This window comes from Sphingomonas pseudosanguinis (assembly GCF_052056765.1).
Taxonomy (GTDB): domain Bacteria; phylum Pseudomonadota; class Alphaproteobacteria; order Sphingomonadales; family Sphingomonadaceae; genus Sphingomonas; species Sphingomonas pseudosanguinis.
Genome location: NZ_CP189888.1, coordinates 1,122,835 through 1,141,847, shown reverse-complemented (window position 1 = coordinate 1,141,847; position 19,013 = coordinate 1,122,835). Strand labels below are relative to the sequence as shown.

Here is a 19,013-nt window from a genome sequence, read left to right as displayed (position 1 = left end):
GCCGCCCAGTCCGCTCTATTCCTGTGGGACCTCGAACACATCCAGCCGGTAGCGGTCGTGCTCGATGTCCCGCCGCTGGCGCCATTCGCGCAACAAACTGGTCCGGCGGCGGGGATAGCGATCGGCTAGCAGGCGTGCGCCAACGATGCGATCGATGCGGAAGGTCCGGTAATCGCCGCGCAATTCGCACCAGCCGAGCAGCACTTCCGCGCGGTTGTACAGGCCGGTCGCGAAGGGCCAGATGATGCGCCGCGACGGATCGCCATCGATGTCACGATAGAGGAGATGCATCCGCCGCTCCCCCCGAATGGCGGCGTCCAGTTCCAGGGGTTCACTCCCCTCATGATCCTCGGCGTCTATATCGATACACGACAGGGTGGACCGCATCGCCATGGCCTGTTCCGGCGTCATCGCGGCCATGATCCGTGCGGCGGCACGGCGCGCCGCCCGCGTCGTGTCCGGGTCGGCATGCCTGGCGACCTCGATCACGCCCAAGAGCAGCGCCTCGACCTCCTCGACCGGGAAATGCAACGGCGCCAGCAATATTCCGGGGGGCAAGTGATAGCCGTGCTCGGCGTCGCCTTCAATTTCGCCCCCCAGCGCCCGGAGCGTCGCGATGTCACGATCCAAGGCACGCGGTGACATGCCGAGCTGCTCGGCCATTTGCCGGCCGGGCACGACACCGACCTGGCGATGCAGCAGATGGAGAATATCCAACAGGCGGGACGGGCGCGCCATGTCAGACGCCCCGGCTCACCCCGCTCCAATCGAGCATGTCGGCGGTGATCCAGCCATTGACATAGTTGAGATAGAACAGCGCGAACATCACCGTCGCGGTGATCGTCGTACGCAGCAGGAAGCGCCCGACCAGGAACACATGCGGCGCGCTTTCCGCCGTGCCGGGGATATGCTCGCCCCCCGCCTCGTGCGTGGTCCTGACCCCGAAGGGCAGGACCAGGAACACGGCGAGGAACCAGAACAGGACGTAGATCGCAAGGGCCGACGTCCAGTGCATGGTCTTATCCCTCGATCAGCAGGACGTCGACGATCGGCTTCTTGCCGGTCCAGCGCGTCGCGACCTTGCGCACAGAGAGGCGGATGTCCTCGCGCAACTTGTCGGTCGCACGACGCGGGCCGTCGACCGCCTTTGCGGCGGCCGCCACCGCCTCGGCGATGAAGGCGTCGCGCTCGTCCTCGACCGGCACGCCCTGCACGCGAACCTGCGGGCTGCCGACCAGCCGCCCCTTGGCGACCGCGACACCGACCGAGATCTGGCCACTGATCGCCAGCTTGCGCCGCTCGTTCATCGTCGAGCCGTCCGACGGCAGGATGACGTCGCCGTCCAGTACCAGCCGCCCAACCGGCACATTACCGATCTTGGTCGCATTGCCGGGCAGCAGGCGGACCATGTCGCCGTCCGACTGGACGAGGGTCTGCGGCACGCCCCGCGTCGTGGCGAAGCGGGCATGTTCCATCATGTGACGCATCTCGCCGTGGACGGGCATCAGCGTGCGCGGGCGCAGCCACTTGTACATCTGCGCCAGTTCGGGCTGGCCGGGGTGGCCCGAGACATGGACATGCGCCTGCCGCTCGGTGACCATGCGGACGCCCTTGCCCGCCAGGATGTTCTGGATACGACCGACCGCCGTCTCGTTGCCCGGAATCTGGCGCGCCGAGAAGATCACCGTGTCGCCGGTGTCGAGCCGGATCGTGTGGCTACCCTCGGCGATGCGCGACAGCGCCGCGCGCGGCTCACCCTGCCCACCGGTTGCGACGATCAGCACGCGGTCCTTGGGCAGCCGCATCGCCGTCTCGGGATCGACGACCTCGGGGAAGCCCTTGAAGTAGCCACAGGCGCGGCCGACCTTCAAAATCCGGTCGAGCGAGCGGCCGGTGACGCACAGCTTGCGCCCGGTTTCCTTAGCGACCTCGCCCAGCGTTACCAGACGCGCGGCGTTGGATGCGAAGGTGGTGACGACCACGCGCCCCTTGGCCTTGGCAACCGTCTCGGCGATGCCGGGGCGCACGCTGGCTTCCGAACCCGACGCCTCGGTGTTGAAGGCGTTGGTGGAGTCGCACACCAACACGTCGACGCCCATGTCGCCGATCGACGACAGCTGCGCTGGACTGGCGGGCTTGCCGATGACGGGGGTCTGATCGAGCTTCCAGTCGCCGGTATGGAAGACGCGGCCGACAGCGGTCTCGATCAGCAGCGCGTTGGCTTCGGGGATCGAGTGCGACAGCGGCACGAAGGTGAAGTCGAACGGGCCGACCTCGAACGTCTTGCCCGCCTCCATCACGCGCAGCTTGACGCGGTTGGCGCTGCCCTCTTCCTCCAGCTTGCCGCGCACCAGCCCGGCGGTGAAGGCGGTGGCGTAGATGGGCACGCCCAGATCCTCGGCCAGATAGGGCAGCGCGCCGATATGGTCTTCATGACCATGGGTCAGCACGATGCCGACCAGATCGTCCAGCCGATCCTCGATAAAGCTGAGGTCGGGCAGGATCACGTCGATGCCCGGATAGGCCGGATCGGCGAAGGTGATGCCGCAATCGACCATCACCCACTTACCTTCGGTGCCGTACAGGTTCACGTTCATGCCGATTTCGCCCGATCCACCGAGCGCGCAGAACAGCAATTCTTTCTTCGGAGTCATTCACTTCCTGACAATAGAAGCCCCGCCCCGCTGCAAGCGGAGGCCATGGGGCATAGGGATTGCGCCGGTCAGGGCGCGGTCATCTCATGCGTGGCTCGAACGCCCTGCGGATATTCGCGGGCTGCCCGAACCAAATTCTGTTTACCCGATATGGGCGCGTTCCCACAGGATCGCCAGCCCCTGAATGGTCAGATCGGGCTCGATATGATCGAATACATCGGTGTGCGGGCTCAGCAGCGCGGCCAGACCACCGGTGGCGAGTACCTTGACCGGCCGCCCGACCTGCGCCTTCAGACGTGCGACCAGACCCTCGATCATCGCGATATAGCCCCAGAAGATACCGATATGCATCTGGTCGACCGTATTGCGGCCGATCACGCTGCGGCTCTCCGGCGCCTCGATCGCGATGCGCGGCAGCTTGGCGGCGGCGGTCACCAGCGCATCGAGCGACAGGTTGATGCCGGGCGCGATGATCCCACCCTTATAGGCGCCCTGATAGTCGCTGATGTCGAAGGTCGTCGCTGTGCCGAAATCGATGGTGATCAGGTCGCCGGGATGAAGCGCATGTGCCGCGATCGTGTTGACCGCGCGGTCGGCGCCCAGCGAGGCGGGTTCATCGACGTCGATCGCGATCCCCCATTCCACCGGCGCACGGCCGGCGATCAAGGGATCGACCTTGAAATATTTCTGCGCCAGCACCTGAAGATTATGGAGCGCGCGCGGCACGACCGTGGCGATGATGACGCCGGTCACATCCTCGCGCGCATAGCCTTCCAGCGCCAGCAACTGGCTGAGCCATACCGCATATTCGTCGCCCGTCCGGCGGGGATCGGTCGCGATCCGCCAGCGGCCCTTGATCGTCCGCCCCTCGAGCAGCGCGAAGACCACGTTCGTGTTCCCGGCATCGATGGCAAGCAGCATGAAAGTCCCTCAGACCAGGAAGATATCGCCGGCATGGATGACATGCGCCGTGCCATCCGCCAAGGCCAGCCGCAATGCGCCGTCATGCGCAAGACCGTCGAACGCCCCCTTCAGGACCTGCCCATCGGGCAAATGTGCGGTCAGCGGTGTTCCGCGCGGATGCGCCCGCGCCTCCCAACGCTGGACGATCGCGCCCAATCCCTGCTCGCGCCAGACGGCGAGCCAGCGGGTCATGGCTTCGGCGAGCAGCGCCTGCATCGTCGCGGGCGCGACATCGACGCCATGATCGACCAGCGCGGTCGTGGCGCGGTCGGGTAGCTGCGGGGCCGACGCCAGATTGATCCCCATGCCGATGATGACCGCATCGCCGGTGCGCTCCAGTAAAATGCCCGACAGCTTGGCTCCGTCGATCAACAGATCATTGGGCCATTTGAGCATCGCGCGCGTCGTGGTGCCCGACAGGCACGCCGCCACCGCATCCTCGATGGCGACGGCGGCGACCAGTGCCAATGTGGCTGCCATCGGATCGCCGGGCCGCAGCCGGACCAGTGTTGACCCGTAGAAATTGCCCGAGGGCGAGGACCAGTCCCGCCCCTGGCGTCCGCGCCCTGCCGTCTGGCGGTCGGCGCGGAGCCAGAGGCCGTCTTCACCGCCTGCTTCCGCAAGCTGGCGAAGATCGGCATTGGTCGATCCCGTCTCCGGGACGTGGAGCAATCGGCTCAGAACAGCGCTCGAGCCGCCGCCAGCGACCATGCGCCGAGCACCGGGATCAGCAGATAGCCGACCGGCGATACGAACAGTGCCGACAGCGCGATCAGGCCGTTCTCGACGGGCTGCGCCTCGCTATTGTCCCAGGCACCCGCCGGTTCATCGAAGAACATCGTCTTGACGATGCGCAGGTAATAATAGGCACCAATCACCGAGGCGACGACGCCGATCACCGCTAGCGGGAACAGCCCCGCCGCAACCGCCGCGTTGAACACCGCGAACTTGGCGTAGAAGCCGAGCAGCGGCGGAATACCCGCGACCGAGAACATGAAGAACGCCATCGCCCAGGCGAGTGCCGGACGCGTGCGCGACAGGCCCGACAGGCTGGCGATCGACTCCAGCGGATTGCCCTGCTCGTCACGCATGCGGATGACGATCAGGAACGCACCCAGCGTCATGATGACGTAGATCGTCAGATAGGTCAGCACCGCCGCGACGCCCTGCGCCGTGCCCGCCGCCAGACCGATGAGGGCAAAACCGACATTGTTGATCGACGAATAGGCGAGCAGACGCTTGATATTGGTCTGCCCGATCGCCGCGACCGCACCCAGGATGATCGACGCGAGCGCCGCGAAGGTCACGATCTGCTGCCACTGCTGCACCGCCGAGCCCATGGCCTCGACGGCGACGCGGATGGCCAGCGCCATCGCCGCAACCTTGGGGGCCGAGGCGAAGAAAGCGGTCACAGGGGTCGGCGCGCCTTCATAGACGTCCGGGGTCCACATGTGAAACGGCACCGCCGACATCTTGAACGCCAGGCCGGCGAAGACGAACACCAGGCCGAAGACCAGACCCAGCGAACGCGTGCCCATCGCCGCGTCGCGGCCATAAGCGCCCGCAATCTGCGCGAAGTCGGTCGAACCCGAGAAGCCGTAGACCAGCGAGATACCATAGAGCAGGATGCCCGAGGCCAGCGCGCCGAGGACGAAATATTTCAGGCCCGCTTCGGCCGAACGACCGTCGCGACGCATGAAGCTCGCCAGCACATAGGCCGACAGGCTCTGCAGTTCGAGACCGACATAGAGGGTCAGCAGATCGCCCGCCGACACCATCATGCCCATGCCGACCGCCGAGAGCAGCATCAGGATGGGATATTCGGGCCGCAGATCCTCACCCGGCGAGCGGGCGAAGAAGCGCGGCGCCATGATGATCGCCACGGCGGTCGCCAGATAGATCAGCACCTTGGCGAAACCGGCAAAGGCGTCCGCGCGGTACAGACCGCCAAAGGCCAGCCCACCGGTCGTCGACGGCCCGGCAAGCGCGACCATCGCGCCGGCCAGCACGAACACCGCCGCGATCGAGATGCCGCGCGTGGCGTTCGTCCCACCCCAGGCGGCGACGAGCATGAGCGCGATCGCGCCTAGGCTCAGCACCAGCTCGGGCAGGACCATCAGAAGGTTCAACGAATAGCTCATCAGTGCGCCTCCCCGTGCGCAGCTTGGTGCTCAGGGGTGTGGGCAGTCGCGAGTGCAGGATTACCGGCGGTCGGACGGCTGTCCGAACCCGGGTTCGCCCGATCGATCCGCTGAAGCAGGACCTGCACGTCCTTGCGCATCGGCGCGAGGAAGCTCTCCGGATAGACACCCATCCATAGCGTCACCGCCGCGATCGGGGCGAGCAGCCACAGCTCCCGGCTCGTCAGGTCGGGCATCGCCGCAACCTCATCCGACTTGATCTCGCCGTAAGCGACCCGCCGATAGAGATAGAGCATGTACGCCGCACCCAGGATGATGCCGGTCGTGCAGAGCAGCGCGGTCCAAGTCGACACCTGATAGGTGCCCATCAGCGACAGGAACTCGGCGACAAAGCCGCTGGTGCCCGGCAGACCGATCGACGCCATGGTGAAGAACAGGAACAGCACGGCATATTTGGGCATGTTGATCGACAACCCGCCGTACCGCGCGATCTCGCGGGTGTGCAGCCGGTCATAGATGACGCCGACGCACAGGAAGAGCGCGCCCGACACCAAACCATGGCTGAGCATCATGATCATCGCGCCTTCGATGCCCTGCTGGTTGAAGGCATAGAGGCCGATGGTCACGATCGCCATGTGCGCGACCGACGAATAGGCGATCAGCTTCTTCATGTCGGACTGCACCAGCGCGACCAGTGAGGCATAGATCACCGCCACCGCCGACAGCGCGAAGATCAGCCAGGTCAGCTGTCCGCTCGCCTCCGGGAACATCGGCAACAGGAAGCGCAGGAAGCCATAGCCGCCCAGCTTCAGCAACACGCCCGCCAGAATGACCGAACCCGCCGTCGGCGCCTGAACGTGCGCGTCGGGCAGCCAGGTGTGGACCGGCCACATCGGCATCTTGACCGCGAACGAGGCGAAAAAGGCGATCCACAACCAGGTCTGGACCGAGGCCGGGAAGTCATAGGCGAGAAGCGCCGGGATCGAGGTCGTGCCCGCCGTGCGCGCCATATAGAGCATCGCGACGAACATGAGGAGCGAGCCGAGCAGCGTGTACAGGAAGAACTTGTACGACGCGTAGATGCGGTTCGCCCCGCCCCAGATACCGATGATGAGATACATCGGGATCAGGCCGGCTTCGAAGAAGACGTAGAAGAGGAACAGATCCTGCGCCGCGAAGGTGCCGATCATCAGCACTTCGGTGAACAGGAACAGGCCCATATATTCGGGAACGCGCTTGTCGATCGCGCGCCAGCTGGCGCCGATGCAGATCGGCATCAGGAACACACTGAGCATGATCAGCAGCAGCGCGAAACCGTCGATGCCGAGCGACCAGCCGAACGGGCCGAAGATGCCGGGGGCATGCTCGACGAACTGCCACTGCGCACCGCCGACGTCGAACTGCGTCCAGAGCACGATGCCCAGGACGAAGTCGATCAGCGTGGCGGCGAGCGCCAGCATGCGCGCGCCGTTCGCGTTGAGGAAAAGGCAGGCGATCGCGGCAACAGCCGGGACCGCCAGCATGACGGAGAGGATCGGGAAGCCCTGCATCACGCGATCAACCCAAAATGGCCCAGGTGACGGCCGCAGTCAGGCCGATCAACATGACGAAGGCATAGCTGTAGAGGTATCCCGTCTGGAAGCGCGCCGCACCCTTGCTGCCCTGCTGGATAAGCCAGGCAACGCCGTTGGGGCCGAAGCGGTCGATCGTCTTCTCGTCGCCACGGTGCCACAGCAACCGGCCGATCGCGAAGGCGGGGCGCACGAAGAGGAAATGGTAGATCTCGTCGAAATACCATTTGTTGAGGAGGAAGCGGTACAGGATGCGGAACTGGTCCGCGAACTTGGCCGGGAACTCCGGAGCGCGGATATAGGTCAGATACGCGGTCGCGAGACCGAGCAGCATGACGATCGTCGCCGACAGCTTCACCCACACCGGCACGCCATGCATCGAATGCATCAGATGCTCGTTGAAGGCGATCGCGCCCTTCCAATAGCTCTCGCCCGCTTCCGGCTCGATGAACCAGCCATGGAAGACGAAGCCCGCCGCGATCGCGCCGATCGACAGGACGATCAGCGGGATCAGCATGACCAACGGGCTCTCATGCGGATGATAGCCACCGGTGCCCTCGGGCAGTTCCTCCTGCGACGGGCCATGGACGTGCGGCTCGTCACCGGCATCCTCGTTCGCGGGGTGCGGATCATGGGTATGCCCATGATCGCCATGCCCGTGCGCGTCGTGCAACGCGTGCTGAATATGCTCCGACGCGACCCAGCGCGGCTTGCCCCAGAAGGTCAGGAACATCAGGCGCCACGAGTAGAAGCTCGTCAGCAACGCGGCGATCACGCCTGCCCAGAAGGCGAAGCCCGAACCACCAGCATAAGCGACTTCGATGATCGCGTCCTTCGAATGGAAGCCCGCGAAACCGAACGCCATCGGATTGCCGAACAGAGCCGGGATACCGACGCCCGTGATCGCCAGCGTACCCATCATCATCGCCCAGAAGGTGAGCGGGATGTGGCGACGCAGACCGCCATAGTAGCGCATGTCCTGCTCGTGATGCATCGCATGGATCACCGAGCCCGCACCCAAGAACAACAGCGCCTTGAAGAAGGCGTGGGTGAACAGGTGGAACATCGCCGCGCCGTACGCGCCGACGCCGGCGGCGAAGAACATGTAGCCGAGCTGCGAACAGGTCGAATAGGCGATGACGCGCTTGATGTCGGTCTGCACCGTGCCGACGGTCGCGGCGAAGAAGCAGGTCATGGCACCGATGACGGTGATCACGCCCAGCGCGGTCGGCGAGGTTTCGAACATCGGCGACAGGCGGCACACCATGAACACGCCCGCGGTCACCATGGTCGCGGCGTGGATCAGCGCCGACACCGGGGTCGGGCCTTCCATCGCGTCCGGCAGCCAGGTGTGGAGACCCAGTTGCGCCGACTTGCCCATCGCACCGACGAACAATAGCAGGCAGAGCACGGTCATCGTGTCGAACCGATAGCCCAGGAAGCCGATGGTCGATCCCGCCATGCCCGGCGCGGCCGCCAGGATCGCCGGGATCGAGACGGTCCCGAACACCAAGAAAGTGCCGAAGATGCCGAGCATGAAGCCGAGATCGCCGACACGATTGACGACGAACGCCTTGATCGCGGCGGCATTGGCCGAAGGCTTGCGGAACCAGAAGCCGATCAGCAGGTAGGACGCGAGACCCACGCCTTCCCAGCCGAAGAACATCTGGACCAGATTGTCCGCCGTCACGAGCATCAGCATCGCGAAGGTGAAGAGGCAGAGATAGGCGAAGAAGCGCGGCTGATCCGGCTCCTCGCTCATATAACCCCAGCTATAGAGATGGACGAGCGCCGAGACGCTGGTGATGACCACCAGCATGATCGCGGTCAGCGAGTCGACGCGCAGCGCCCAGTCGACCGACATGGTGCCGCTGGTGATCCAGTGGAGCACCGGCGTGACGGTCGCGACATTGGCGCCCGACAGATAGCCGATGAAGATCGGCCATGAGAGCGCACAGGAAATGAACAGCGCGCCGGTCGTGACGACCTTGGCGGGCACGTTCCCGATGGCCTTGTTGCCGAACCCCGCAATGGCGGCGGCCAGCAACGGCAGGAAGACGATAGCGAGGATCAACCCGATTACCCCTTCATCCGGTTGACGTCGTCGACCGCGATGGTGCCGCGGCCACGGAAATAGATGACCAGGATCGCCAGACCGATCGCCGACTCACCGGCGGCCACGGTCAGCACGAACATGGCGAAGACCTGACCCACCAGATCCTGAAGCGCGGCCGAAAAGGCGACGAGGTTCAGGTTCACGGCGAGCAGAATGAGCTCGATCGCCATAAGGATGACGATCAGGTTCTTCCGGTTCAGGAAGATACCCAGCACCCCCATGGTGAACAGGATCGCTGCAACGACCAGATAATGGACGAGACCGATCGTCACAGTTCCACCCCCTGCCCGATAGGCTGATTGATGTTGCGGATCGCCTCATGCGGCTGACGCGCATTCTGCTTGGCGATGTTCTGCGGACGGACGCCGCCGCGCTTGCGATGGGTGAGCACGATCGCGCCGATCATCGCGACGAGCAGGACCAGGCCCGCACCCTCGAAGATGAACAGATAACGCGTGTAGAGCAGGTTACCGATCGCCTGGATGTTGGACACCTCAGGGGCGATCGGGGCCGCGCGGGCCGCGAGCTGTACGCCGCCGACGCTCCATGCCTGGAACGCGATGATGACCTCGGCCAGCAAGGCCACGGCCAGTGCCAGGCCCAGCGGCAGATAGCGCGCAAAGCCCGCCCGCATCGCCGCGACCTCGATATCGAGCATCATGACGACGAAGAGGAACAACACCGCGACCGCGCCCACATAGACGATGACGAGCAGCATCGCGATGAACTCGGCCCCGCACAGCACCATGAGGCCCGCGGCGTTGAAGAACGCCAGGATCAGCCACATGACCGAGTGCACCGGATTGCGCGACGCGATCGTGAGCCCTGCGGACACGATCACCACGGTCGCGAAAATATAGAAGGCGATAGCCTGTATCACTGCCTGTCAGGCCCCTTTTCTGTCCGCCCCGAACCGTTGGTCGCGGGCTTTAACGGTACGGCGCATCGGCGGCAAGGTTCGCCGCGATCGCGCTTTCCCAGCGGTCACCGTTATCGAGCAACTTCGACTTGTCGTAGATCAGCTCTTCGCGGGTCTCGGTCGAAAATTCGAAGTTCGGCCCCTCGACGATGGCGTCCACGGGGCAAGCCTCCTGGCACAGCCCGCAATAGATGCACTTGGTCATGTCGATGTCGTAGCGCGTCGTGCGGCGGCTGCCGTCGTCGCGGGGTTCCGCCTCGATCGTGATCGCCTGGGCGGGGCAGATCGCCTCGCACAGCTTGCACGCGATGCACCGTTCCTCGCCGTTGGGATAGCGACGCAGCGCGTGCTCACCCCGGAAGCGCGGAGAGATCGGGTTCTTCTCGTACGGATAGTTGATCGTCGCCTTCGGCTTGAAGAAGTAGCGAAGGGTCAGCGCATGGCCCTTCACGAACTCCCACAGCGCAAAAGCCTTGACGTACTGAGCGACGCTCATGCCGGAACTCCCACGCGCGCATACATCAGCACGCCAGACACCAAGAATACCCAGAACAGCGACACCGGCAGGAACACCTTCCAGCCCAGCCGCATCAGCTGGTCGTACCGATAGCGCGGTACGGTCGCCTTCACCCAGGAAAAGACGAAGAAGAAGAAGCACATCTTCAGCAGCAGCCAGACGATACCCGGCACGGCGTAGAGCGGTGCCCAGTCGAGCGGCGGCAGATAGCCACCCCAGAACAGGATCGCGTTCAGCGCGCACATCAGGATGACGTTGGCATACTCGCCCAGCCAGAACAGCGCGAACGACATCGAGCTATATTCGGTCTGATAACCCGCGACGAGCTCCGACTCCGCTTCGGTCAGATCGAACGGCGCGCGCTGCGTCTCGGCCAGCGCCGAGATGAAGAACATGATCGCCATCGGGAAGAGCAGCGGGTTCAGGAAGAAACCGTTGATCGGGGTGTTCAGCACACCCTTCTGCGCCTCGACGATATTCGTCAGGTTGAAGCTGCCCGACCACATCACGACCGAAATCAGGATGAAGCCGATCGCGACTTCATAGGACACCATCTGCGCGGCGGCACGAAGCGCCGAATAGAAGGGATATTTCGAGTTCGATGCCCAGCCCGACAGGATCACGCCGTACACGCCGAGCGACGAGGCGGCGAGAACATAGAGCAGGCCGACATTGATGTTGGCAACGACCACGCCCGGCTGGAACGGCACCACCGCCCAAACGATCAACGCGACCGTGAAGGTGATGATCGGCGCCAGCAGGAACAGCCCGCGATTGGCGGCGGCCGGGACAATGGTTTCCTGAAGGAAGACCTTCAGACCGTCGGCGAAGGACTGGAGCAGACCGAAGGGACCGACCACGTTCGGGCCCCGCCGCAGCGCCATCGCCGCCCAGATCTTGCGATCGACATAGATGACCATCGCGACGGCCAGCATCAGCGGCAGCGCGATCGCCAGAATCCCGACCAAAGTCGCGATCGTCCAGGCCCAGCCATAAGGAAGGCCGAGCGTCGTGTTGAAAAACGCGGTCACTCCGCTGCCTCCGCATAGCTCTCACCATGGACCAGTTCGGCCGAGCAGCGCTGCATCGTCGGGCTGGCGCGGCAGATCGCGTTGGTGAGGTAGAAGTCCTTGATCGGATAGCCTTCCATGGTGCCGGACGCGGTCGCGTTCAGCGACGGCGCGGCCCAGTCGAAGGTCACGAGGCCGACCTGGCCCAGCGCGGGAACCTCTGCGGCCATGGCGGCGCGCAGTTCGTCCAGCGTGTCGAAGCTCAGGGTCTGACCGAGCACTTCGGACAGCGCGCGGAAGATCGTCCAGTCGTCACGGGCATCGCCCGGTGCGAACACCGCACGGTCGCCGCGCTGCACCCGGCCTTCCAGATTGACCCAGGTGCCCGACTTCTCGGCAAAGGTCGCGCCCGGCAGGATGACGTCGGCGTGATGCGCACCCTTGTCGCCATGATGGCCGACGAACACCTTGAAGCTGTTACCGAACTTGGCGAAGTCGACCTCGTCGGCACCCAGGAAGAAGGCGAGCTTGGGCGCAGCCGCAACCACGTCCGCAATGCCGCCCTTTTGCGCATAGCCGAGCATCAGGCCACCCATGCGCGACGCCGCCATGTGAACGACATTATAGCCGTTCCAAGACGAACCGTCCTCGAGCGTCCGCACCAGATTGAACTGGTCGACCAGCTTCAGGCTCGCGCCATGCGCACCCTTCAACGCACCGCCACCGACGATCACCATCGGACGCGCGGCCTTGCCGAACAGCTCGGTCACGGCCTCGGGGAGGTTGCCCAAGACCGACAGGTCGGCACCCAGCCATTCGACCTTGTAGGTCAGATCGGTTTCGGGGCCGATCGCGAACACCTGGGCGCCCTTCTTGATCGCCTTGCGGATACGGGTGTTCACCAGCGGCGCTTCCCAGCGCAGATTGGTGCCGATCAGCAGGATCGCATCGGCCTTCTCCACGCCCGCGATGGTCGTGTTGAAGTTGACCGCGGCCAGGCTCGACGTGTCGTAATCCATGCCGGTCTGACGACCTTCGAGCAGGGTCGACCCCATCTTGGCGAGCAGTGCCTTGGCGGCGAACATCGTCTCGCAATCGACCAGATCACCGGCGATGGCGGCGACGCTCGAACCCGCGTTCACGTCCCGGATCGCGGCGAACGCCTCGTCCCAGGTCGCGGGCACCAGCTTGCCGTCGCGGCGGACGAACGGACGGTCGAGACGACGACGGACCAGACCATCGATCGCGTGACGCGTCTTGTCGCTCGCCCACTCCTCATTCACCTCGTCATTGATGCGCGGCACGCAGCGCAGCACCTGACGACCCCGGCTGTCGAGGCGGATGTTGGTGCCGACCGCGTCCATCACGTCGATGGCGAGCGTCTTCTTCAGCTCCCAGGGACGCGCCTCGAACGCATAGGGCTTGGACGTCAGCGCGCCCACCGGGCACAAATCGACGACATTGCCCGACAGCTCGCTCGACACGGCCTGTTCGAGGTACGAGGTGATCTGCATATTCTCGCCGCGATAGATCGCGCCGATTTCCTCCACGCCCGCAACCTCTTCGGCGAAGCGGACGCAGCGGGTGCACTGGATGCAGCGGGTCATGACCGTCTTGACGATCGGACCCATATATTTCTCGGTGACGGCCCGCTTGTTCTCGTCATAGCGGCTATGGCCCTTGCCATAGGCCATGGACTGGTCCTGCAGGTCGCACTCGCCGCCCTGATCGCAGATCGGGCAGTCCAGCGGATGGTTGATGAGCAGGAATTCCATCACGCCTTCGCGCGCGGCCTTCACCATCGGGGTGGTGGTGAAGATCTCCTGATTCTCCGCGGCCGGAAGCGCGCAGGAGGCCTGCGGCTTGGGGGGGCCAGGCTTCACCTCGACCAGGCACATGCGGCAATTGCCCGCGATGGACAGCCGCTCATGATAGCAGAAGCGCGGGATTTCCTTGCCCGCAAGCTCACAGGCCTGCAGCACGGTGGCGCCCTGCGGCACCTCGATCTCGACGCCGTCGACTTTGACCTTAGGCATTATTCGGCAGCTTCCATCATCGGGGCGTTGCCGCCCGTCTCGCCTTTGCGTTCGCGAATGCGGCGTTCCATCTCCGGGCGGAAGTGGCGGATCAGGCCCTGGATCGGCCAGGCCGCCGCGTCGCCGAGCGCGCAGATGGTGTGGCCTTCGACCTGCTTCGTCACCTGGAACAGCGTGTCGATCTCGGACACATCGGCATCGCCGGTGCGCATCCGCTCCATCACGCGCCACATCCAGCCGGTGCCTTCACGGCACGGGGTGCACTGGCCGCAGCTCTCATGCTTGTAGAAATAGGACAGGCGGCTGATCGCGCGGACGATGTCGGTCGACTTGTCCATGACGATGACCGCCGCCGTGCCGAGGCCCGATCCGACCGCCTTCAGGCCGTCGAAATCCATCGGCGCGTCCATGATCTCGGCGGCGGGCACCAAAGGCACCGACGAGCCGCCGGGGATGACCGCGAGCAGATTGTCCCAGCCGCCACGGATGCCGCCGCAATGCTTCTCGATCAGCTCACGGAAGCTGATCGACATGCTTTCCTCGACCACGCAGGGGCGATCGACATGGCCGGAAATCTGGAAGAGCTTGGTGCCCTTGTTGTTCTCTCGCCCAAAGGAGGAGAACCACTCGGCCCCGCGCCGCAGGATCGTCGGCGCGACCGCGATCGACTCGACATTGTTGACCGTGGTCGGGCAGCCATAAAGGCCCGCCCCCGCCGGGAAAGGCGGCTTGAGGCGCGGCTGCCCCTTCTTGCCCTCCAGGCTCTCGATCATCGCGGTCTCTTCGCCGCAGATATAGGCGCCCGCGCCGCGATGGACGAAGACGTCGAAGTCGTAACCCGAGCCGCAGGCATTCTTGCCCAGGAAGCCCCGGTCATAGGCCTCGGCGACCGCCGCGAACAGCGTCTCAGCCTCGCGGATATATTCGCCGCGAATGTAGATGTATGCCGCCCGCGCGCGCATAGCGAAGCCCGCGACGAGCGCGCCCTCGATCAGCTTGTGCGGATCGTGGCGGATAATCTCGCGGTCCTTGCACGAACGCCGACTCGTCGGCGTTGATGACGAGGAAGCTCGGCCGGTCCGGGCGCGGTTCCTTGGGCATGAAGCTCCACTTCATGCCGGTCGGGAAGCCGGCGCCGCCGCGCCCGCGCAGACCCGACGCCTTGATGACGTCGATGATCTTGTCCTGGCCCAGCTCCAGCAGCGCCTTGGTATTGTCCCAATCGCCGCGCTTCATCGCCGCGTCGACGTTCCACGGCTGATAGCCGTAGAGATTGGTGAAAATGCGGTCCTTGTCAGCGAGCATTATGCGCCCCACTCCCCGCGATAGTCGTGATTCTCGCCGACCATGGCGGTCAGCGTGGTCGGGCCGCCGATCGGCTCGACCGTGTGGCGACCCGGCTCCTGCGTGCCGGTCTTGGGGCTCTCGCCCCGGGCCAGCGCTTCCAGGATCGTGACCGTGCGGTCGTAATCCAGATCCTCGAAATTATCGTCGTTGATCTGGACCATCGGCGCCGAGGCGCAATTGCCCATGCACTCGACCTCGGTCAGCGTGAACAGGCCGTCGGGCGTGGTCTTGCCCTTAATCAGCCCCTTGTTCTTGCACGCCGCCAGCACATCGTCCGACCCGCGCAGCATGCACGGCGTCGTGCCGCACACCTGCACATGATAGCGGCCGACCGGCGCCAGGTTGAACATCGTGTAGAAGGTCGCGACCTCGTAGATGCGCATGTACGCGACGCCGAGCTGACGCGCGACGAACTCGATCACCGGAACCGGCAGCCAGCCTTGCGTCTGCGTCTCGGCACCGACCTGACGCTGCGCCAGATCGAGGAACGGGATCGAGCAGGACTGTTCGCGGCCCTTCGGATAGCGCGCGAGAATCTCGTTCGCTTTCCGCTGGTTCTCGTCGGTCCAGGCGAAATTGCCCCAGCGGGCGCGGACTTCCGCCTCGTCGGGGATGTTGGGTGCGTCAGCCATTAGCGGTCACATTCACCAAAAACGATGTCCATCGCGCCCAGGATCGCGGTCGTGTCGGCCAGCATGTGCCCCTTGGACATGAATTCCATGGCCTGCAGATGGCTGAACGCGGTCGGGCGGATCTTGCAGCGATAGGGTTTGTTCGATCCGTCGGAGACGAGATACACGCCGAATTCCCCCTTAGGGCTTTCGGTCGCGACATACACCTCACCGGCGGGGACGTGATACCCTTCGGTATAGAGCTTGAAGTGGTGGATCAGCGCTTCCATCGAGCGCTTCATCTCGGCACGCTTGGGCGGCGTGACCTTGCGGTCGGTGGCGAGCACCGGACCTTCGGGCATCTGCGCCAGGCACTGCTTCATGATGCGGGCCGACTGGCGCACTTCCTCGACGCGCACCATGAACCGGTCATAGCAGTCGCCGCTGGTGCCCACCGGCACATCGAAGTCCACCTTGTCATAGGCGTCATAGGGCTGCGACTTGCGCAGATCCCACGGAATGCCCGAACCACGGATCATCGGGCCGGAGAAGCCCCACTTGATCGCGTCCTCACGGTTCACCACCGCGATGTCGACGTTGCGCTGCTTGAAGATGCGGTTGTTCGACACCAGGCCGATCGCATCCTCGAACAGCTGCGGCAGACGCGTATCGAGCCAGTCTGCGATGTCGGTCAGCAACTTGAGCGGCACGTCCTGATGGACGCCGCCGACACGAAAATAATTCGCATGCATGCGCGCGCCCGAGGCCCGCTCATAGAAGTTCATGCAGTCTTCGCGGATTTCGAACATCCACAGGTTCGGCGTCATCGCGCCGACGTCCATCACATGGCTGCCCAGGTTGAGCATGTGGTTCGAAATACGCGTCAGCTCGGCGAAGAACGTCCGCAGATATTGCGCGCGCAGCGGCACTTCGAGGTCGAGCAGCTTCTCGACCGCGAGCACATAGCTGTGCTCCATGCACATCGGCGAGCAATAGTCGAGGCGGTCGAAATAGGGCAGCGCCTGCGAATAGGTCTTGTATTCGATCAGCTTCTCGGTGCCGCGATGCAGCAGACCGACATGCGGATCGACCCGCTCGACGATCTCGCCGTCCAGCTCCATGACGAGGCGAAGCACGCCGTGCGCCGCCGGATGCTGCGGGCCGAAATTGATCGTATAGTTCTGGATCGACACGTCACCCGTGGTCGGGTCGGCCGCATCCGAATGGTGGAGCAGTTCGTCGACGTAGTCGCTCACTGATTCTGTCCTCCGCCCTTGCCCGGCACGACGTCCGGGTCCTTGGGCTTGTCCTCGGCCTTGTTGCCCGGATGCGGCTGACCCGCGCCCGTCTGCTTGGGGCTTTCGGTGGTCTTGGTCTCGGGCGCATTGGCGGCGACCGTCTTGTCCGGCGCCGCATCGGCCTTCTTCACCGCATCGGCGCTGGCCGGGGTCTGCGCGCCCTTGCCCTGCGCCTGCACGCCCTTCTCGTCGCCCGGAAGCACGTATTCGGCCCCTTCCCACGGGCTCTGGAAGTCGAAGTTGCGGAAGTCCTGCGCCAGCTTCACCGGCTCATAGACGACGCGCTTTTCCTCTTCCGAATAGCGCAGCTCGGTATAGCCGGTCAGCGGGAAGTCCTTGCGCAGCGGATGACCGCGAAAGCCATAGTCGGTCAGGATGCGACGCAGGTCGCTATTGCCCGAGAACAGCACGCCGTACAGGTCATAGACCTCACGCTCCAGCCAGCCGGCGACCGGCCACAGCCCCGTCACCGACGGCACCGGCTTGTCCTCGTCGGTCGAGACATGGACGTGCAGGCGGTGATTGCGGGTCAGCGACAACAGGCAATAGACCACCTCGAAACGCTCGTCGCGCTCCGGATAGTCGACGCCGGCGATTTCCATCAGCTGCTGATATTCCAGCCCCTTGGTATCGCGTAGCGCGGTCATGGCGGGCACCAGGTTCGCACGGTCAACGACCAGCGCGACCTCACCGACGTGCTCGCGCGCGTCGAGCAACCAGGGGCCGAGTGCGGCGCGCGCCGCATCGATCACGCCGTCATTCGCGGCGAAACGGGGAGCAGGCGCCCTCACCGTTCGATACTCCCGGCGCGGCGGATCTTCCGCTGCAGCTGCATCACGCCGTACAGCAGCGCTTCGGCAGTCGGCGGACAGCCGGGGACATAGATGTCCACGGGCACGATCCGGTCACAGCCGCGCACCACCGAATAGCTGTAATGGTAATAGCCGCCGCCATTGGCGCAGCTGCCCATCGAGATGACGTATTTCGGGTTCGACATCTGGTCGTACACGCGACGCAGCGCCGGAGCCATCTTGTTGCACAGCGTACCCGCGACGATCATCACGTCCGACTGGCGCGGCGACGCACGCGGCGCGGCGCCGAAGCGCTCCATGTCGTAGCGCGGCATGTTGACGTGGATCATCTCCACCGCGCAGCACGCCAGACCGAAGGTCATCCACCAGAGCGAGCCGGTGCGCGCCCATTGGAACAGCTCCTCGGTCGAGGTGACGAGGAAGCCCTTGTCGGTCAGTTCGCCGTTCAGCCCGTCGAAAAAGCCCTGATCGGGCTGGATGAGGGCCTGGCCGTCATGCACGGCTCCGCCATGGGCCTGCGGCTTGAACTCAACCGGACCGGAGTGAAGATTTACTCCCAATCCAATGCTCCCTTCTTCCACGCATAGACGAGACCCAGCGCGAGCTCGCCGATGAAGATCATCATCGAAAACCAGGCGGTCCAGCCGAGGCTGAAGACACTGACCGCCCAGGGGTACAGAAACGCCGCTTCCAGATCGAAGATGATGAACAGGATGGCGACGAGGTAGAAACGCACGTCGAACTGGCTGCGCGGGTCTTCGAACGCGGGGAAGCCGCACTCATATTCGGACAGCTTCTGCTCGTTGGGCTGGTGCGCACCGGTCAGGCGCGCGACGAGCATCGGCAGAAACACGAAGGCCGTCGACAGTGCCAGGGCAACGCCCAGGAACAGGAGGATCGGCAGATATTGCGACAGATCGACCAAGTTTTTCTCTCGCGGATGCGGAACTGGATGCGGACGGCTTTAGGCCGATGGGTCGGCTGGAGCAAGCCAGCGGAGCCATGAGAATGAATCGCA

Annotated in this window: 18 protein-coding genes and 1 pseudogene; all 19 read right to left on the bottom strand. The window is 64.5% G+C overall.

The features are described from left to right. Positions 1–15: 15 nt before the first annotated feature. Positions 16–738, bottom strand: coding sequence for a helix-turn-helix transcriptional regulator (locus tag ACQHGV_RS05130; protein ID WP_440979682.1), 723 nt, complete (start codon positions 736–738; stop codon positions 16–18). 1 nt (position 739) lies between these two features. After that, positions 740–1,015: a DUF1467 family protein gene (locus tag ACQHGV_RS05125; RefSeq protein WP_440979681.1), complete on the bottom strand. Its 276-nt coding sequence runs from the start codon at positions 1,013–1,015 to the stop codon at positions 740–742. Positions 1,016–1,019: 4 nt separating this feature from the next. Then, complete coding sequence (locus ACQHGV_RS05120; RefSeq protein ID WP_440979680.1) at positions 1,020–2,654, bottom strand: ribonuclease J; 1,635 nt, start codon at positions 2,652–2,654, stop codon at positions 1,020–1,022. A 141-nt stretch (positions 2,655–2,795) separates the two neighbouring features. Continuing rightward, positions 2,796–3,575, bottom strand: coding sequence for a type III pantothenate kinase (locus tag ACQHGV_RS05115; RefSeq protein ID WP_440979679.1), 780 nt, complete (start codon positions 3,573–3,575; stop codon positions 2,796–2,798). Between the two features lie 9 nt (positions 3,576–3,584). Further along, positions 3,585–4,289: a biotin--[acetyl-CoA-carboxylase] ligase gene (locus tag ACQHGV_RS05110; protein WP_440979678.1), complete on the bottom strand. Its 705-nt coding sequence runs from the start codon at positions 4,287–4,289 to the stop codon at positions 3,585–3,587. A 5-nt stretch (positions 4,290–4,294) separates the two neighbouring features. Continuing rightward, positions 4,295–5,758 carry an NADH-quinone oxidoreductase subunit NuoN gene (gene nuoN, locus ACQHGV_RS05105; RefSeq protein WP_440979677.1) on the bottom strand — a complete coding sequence of 488 codons (1,464 nt, stop codon included), beginning with the start codon at positions 5,756–5,758 and terminating at the stop codon, positions 4,295–4,297. After that, positions 5,758–7,308 (bottom strand): NADH-quinone oxidoreductase subunit M, encoded by a 1,551-nt coding sequence (locus tag ACQHGV_RS05100; protein WP_440980146.1) that lies wholly within the window; start codon positions 7,306–7,308, stop codon positions 5,758–5,760. Before ACQHGV_RS05100 ends, nuoN begins: the two co-directional genes overlap by 1 nt. A 7-nt stretch (positions 7,309–7,315) precedes the next feature. Continuing rightward, positions 7,316–9,403, bottom strand: coding sequence for an NADH-quinone oxidoreductase subunit L (gene nuoL, locus ACQHGV_RS05095; protein WP_440979676.1), 2,088 nt, complete (start codon positions 9,401–9,403; stop codon positions 7,316–7,318). 5 nt (positions 9,404–9,408) lie between these two features. Beyond that, entirely contained in the window at positions 9,409–9,717 is a 309-nt protein-coding gene (nuoK, locus tag ACQHGV_RS05090; protein ID WP_007404079.1) for an NADH-quinone oxidoreductase subunit NuoK, read from the bottom strand. Beyond that, a complete protein-coding gene (locus tag ACQHGV_RS05085; RefSeq protein WP_007404217.1) occupies positions 9,714–10,325 on the bottom strand; it encodes an NADH-quinone oxidoreductase subunit J in 612 nt (203 codons plus the stop codon). Before ACQHGV_RS05085 ends, nuoK begins: the two co-directional genes overlap by 4 nt. Positions 10,326–10,374: 49 nt before the next feature. Next, a complete protein-coding gene (gene nuoI / locus ACQHGV_RS05080; RefSeq protein ID WP_440979675.1) occupies positions 10,375–10,860 on the bottom strand; it encodes an NADH-quinone oxidoreductase subunit NuoI in 486 nt (161 codons plus the stop codon). Then, entirely contained in the window at positions 10,857–11,912 is a 1,056-nt protein-coding gene (gene nuoH / locus ACQHGV_RS05075; protein WP_314375569.1) for an NADH-quinone oxidoreductase subunit NuoH, read from the bottom strand. Before nuoH ends, nuoI begins: the two co-directional genes overlap by 4 nt. Next, entirely contained in the window at positions 11,909–13,927 is a 2,019-nt protein-coding gene (gene nuoG, locus ACQHGV_RS05070) for an NADH-quinone oxidoreductase subunit NuoG (protein WP_440979674.1), read from the bottom strand. The genes nuoH and nuoG overlap by 4 nt, the downstream gene beginning before the upstream one ends. Next, positions 13,927–15,232 (bottom strand): annotated as a pseudogene (nuoF, locus tag ACQHGV_RS05065) (NADH-quinone oxidoreductase subunit NuoF). Before nuoF ends, nuoG begins: the two are co-directional and overlap by 1 nt. Beyond that, positions 15,232–15,906: a complex I 24 kDa subunit family protein gene (locus ACQHGV_RS05060; RefSeq protein WP_440979673.1), complete on the bottom strand. Its 675-nt coding sequence runs from the start codon at positions 15,904–15,906 to the stop codon at positions 15,232–15,234. Before ACQHGV_RS05060 ends, nuoF begins: the two are co-directional and overlap by 1 nt. Continuing rightward, positions 15,906–17,141 (bottom strand): NADH-quinone oxidoreductase subunit D, encoded by a 1,236-nt coding sequence (locus tag ACQHGV_RS05055; protein ID WP_440979672.1) that lies wholly within the window; start codon positions 17,139–17,141, stop codon positions 15,906–15,908. The genes ACQHGV_RS05060 and ACQHGV_RS05055 overlap by 1 nt, the downstream gene beginning before the upstream one ends. Next, positions 17,138–17,974: an NADH-quinone oxidoreductase subunit C gene (locus ACQHGV_RS05050; protein ID WP_183951385.1), complete on the bottom strand. Its 837-nt coding sequence runs from the start codon at positions 17,972–17,974 to the stop codon at positions 17,138–17,140. The genes ACQHGV_RS05055 and ACQHGV_RS05050 overlap by 4 nt, the downstream gene beginning before the upstream one ends. Continuing rightward, positions 17,971–18,555 carry a NuoB/complex I 20 kDa subunit family protein gene (locus ACQHGV_RS05045; protein ID WP_221211432.1) on the bottom strand — a complete coding sequence of 195 codons (585 nt, stop codon included), beginning with the start codon at positions 18,553–18,555 and terminating at the stop codon, positions 17,971–17,973. Before ACQHGV_RS05045 ends, ACQHGV_RS05050 begins: the two co-directional genes overlap by 4 nt. After that, positions 18,546–18,920 (bottom strand): NADH-quinone oxidoreductase subunit A, encoded by a 375-nt coding sequence (gene ndhC, locus ACQHGV_RS05040; protein ID WP_230481820.1) that lies wholly within the window; start codon positions 18,918–18,920, stop codon positions 18,546–18,548. Before ndhC ends, ACQHGV_RS05045 begins: the two co-directional genes overlap by 10 nt. Between the last annotated feature and the right edge of the window lie 93 nt (positions 18,921–19,013).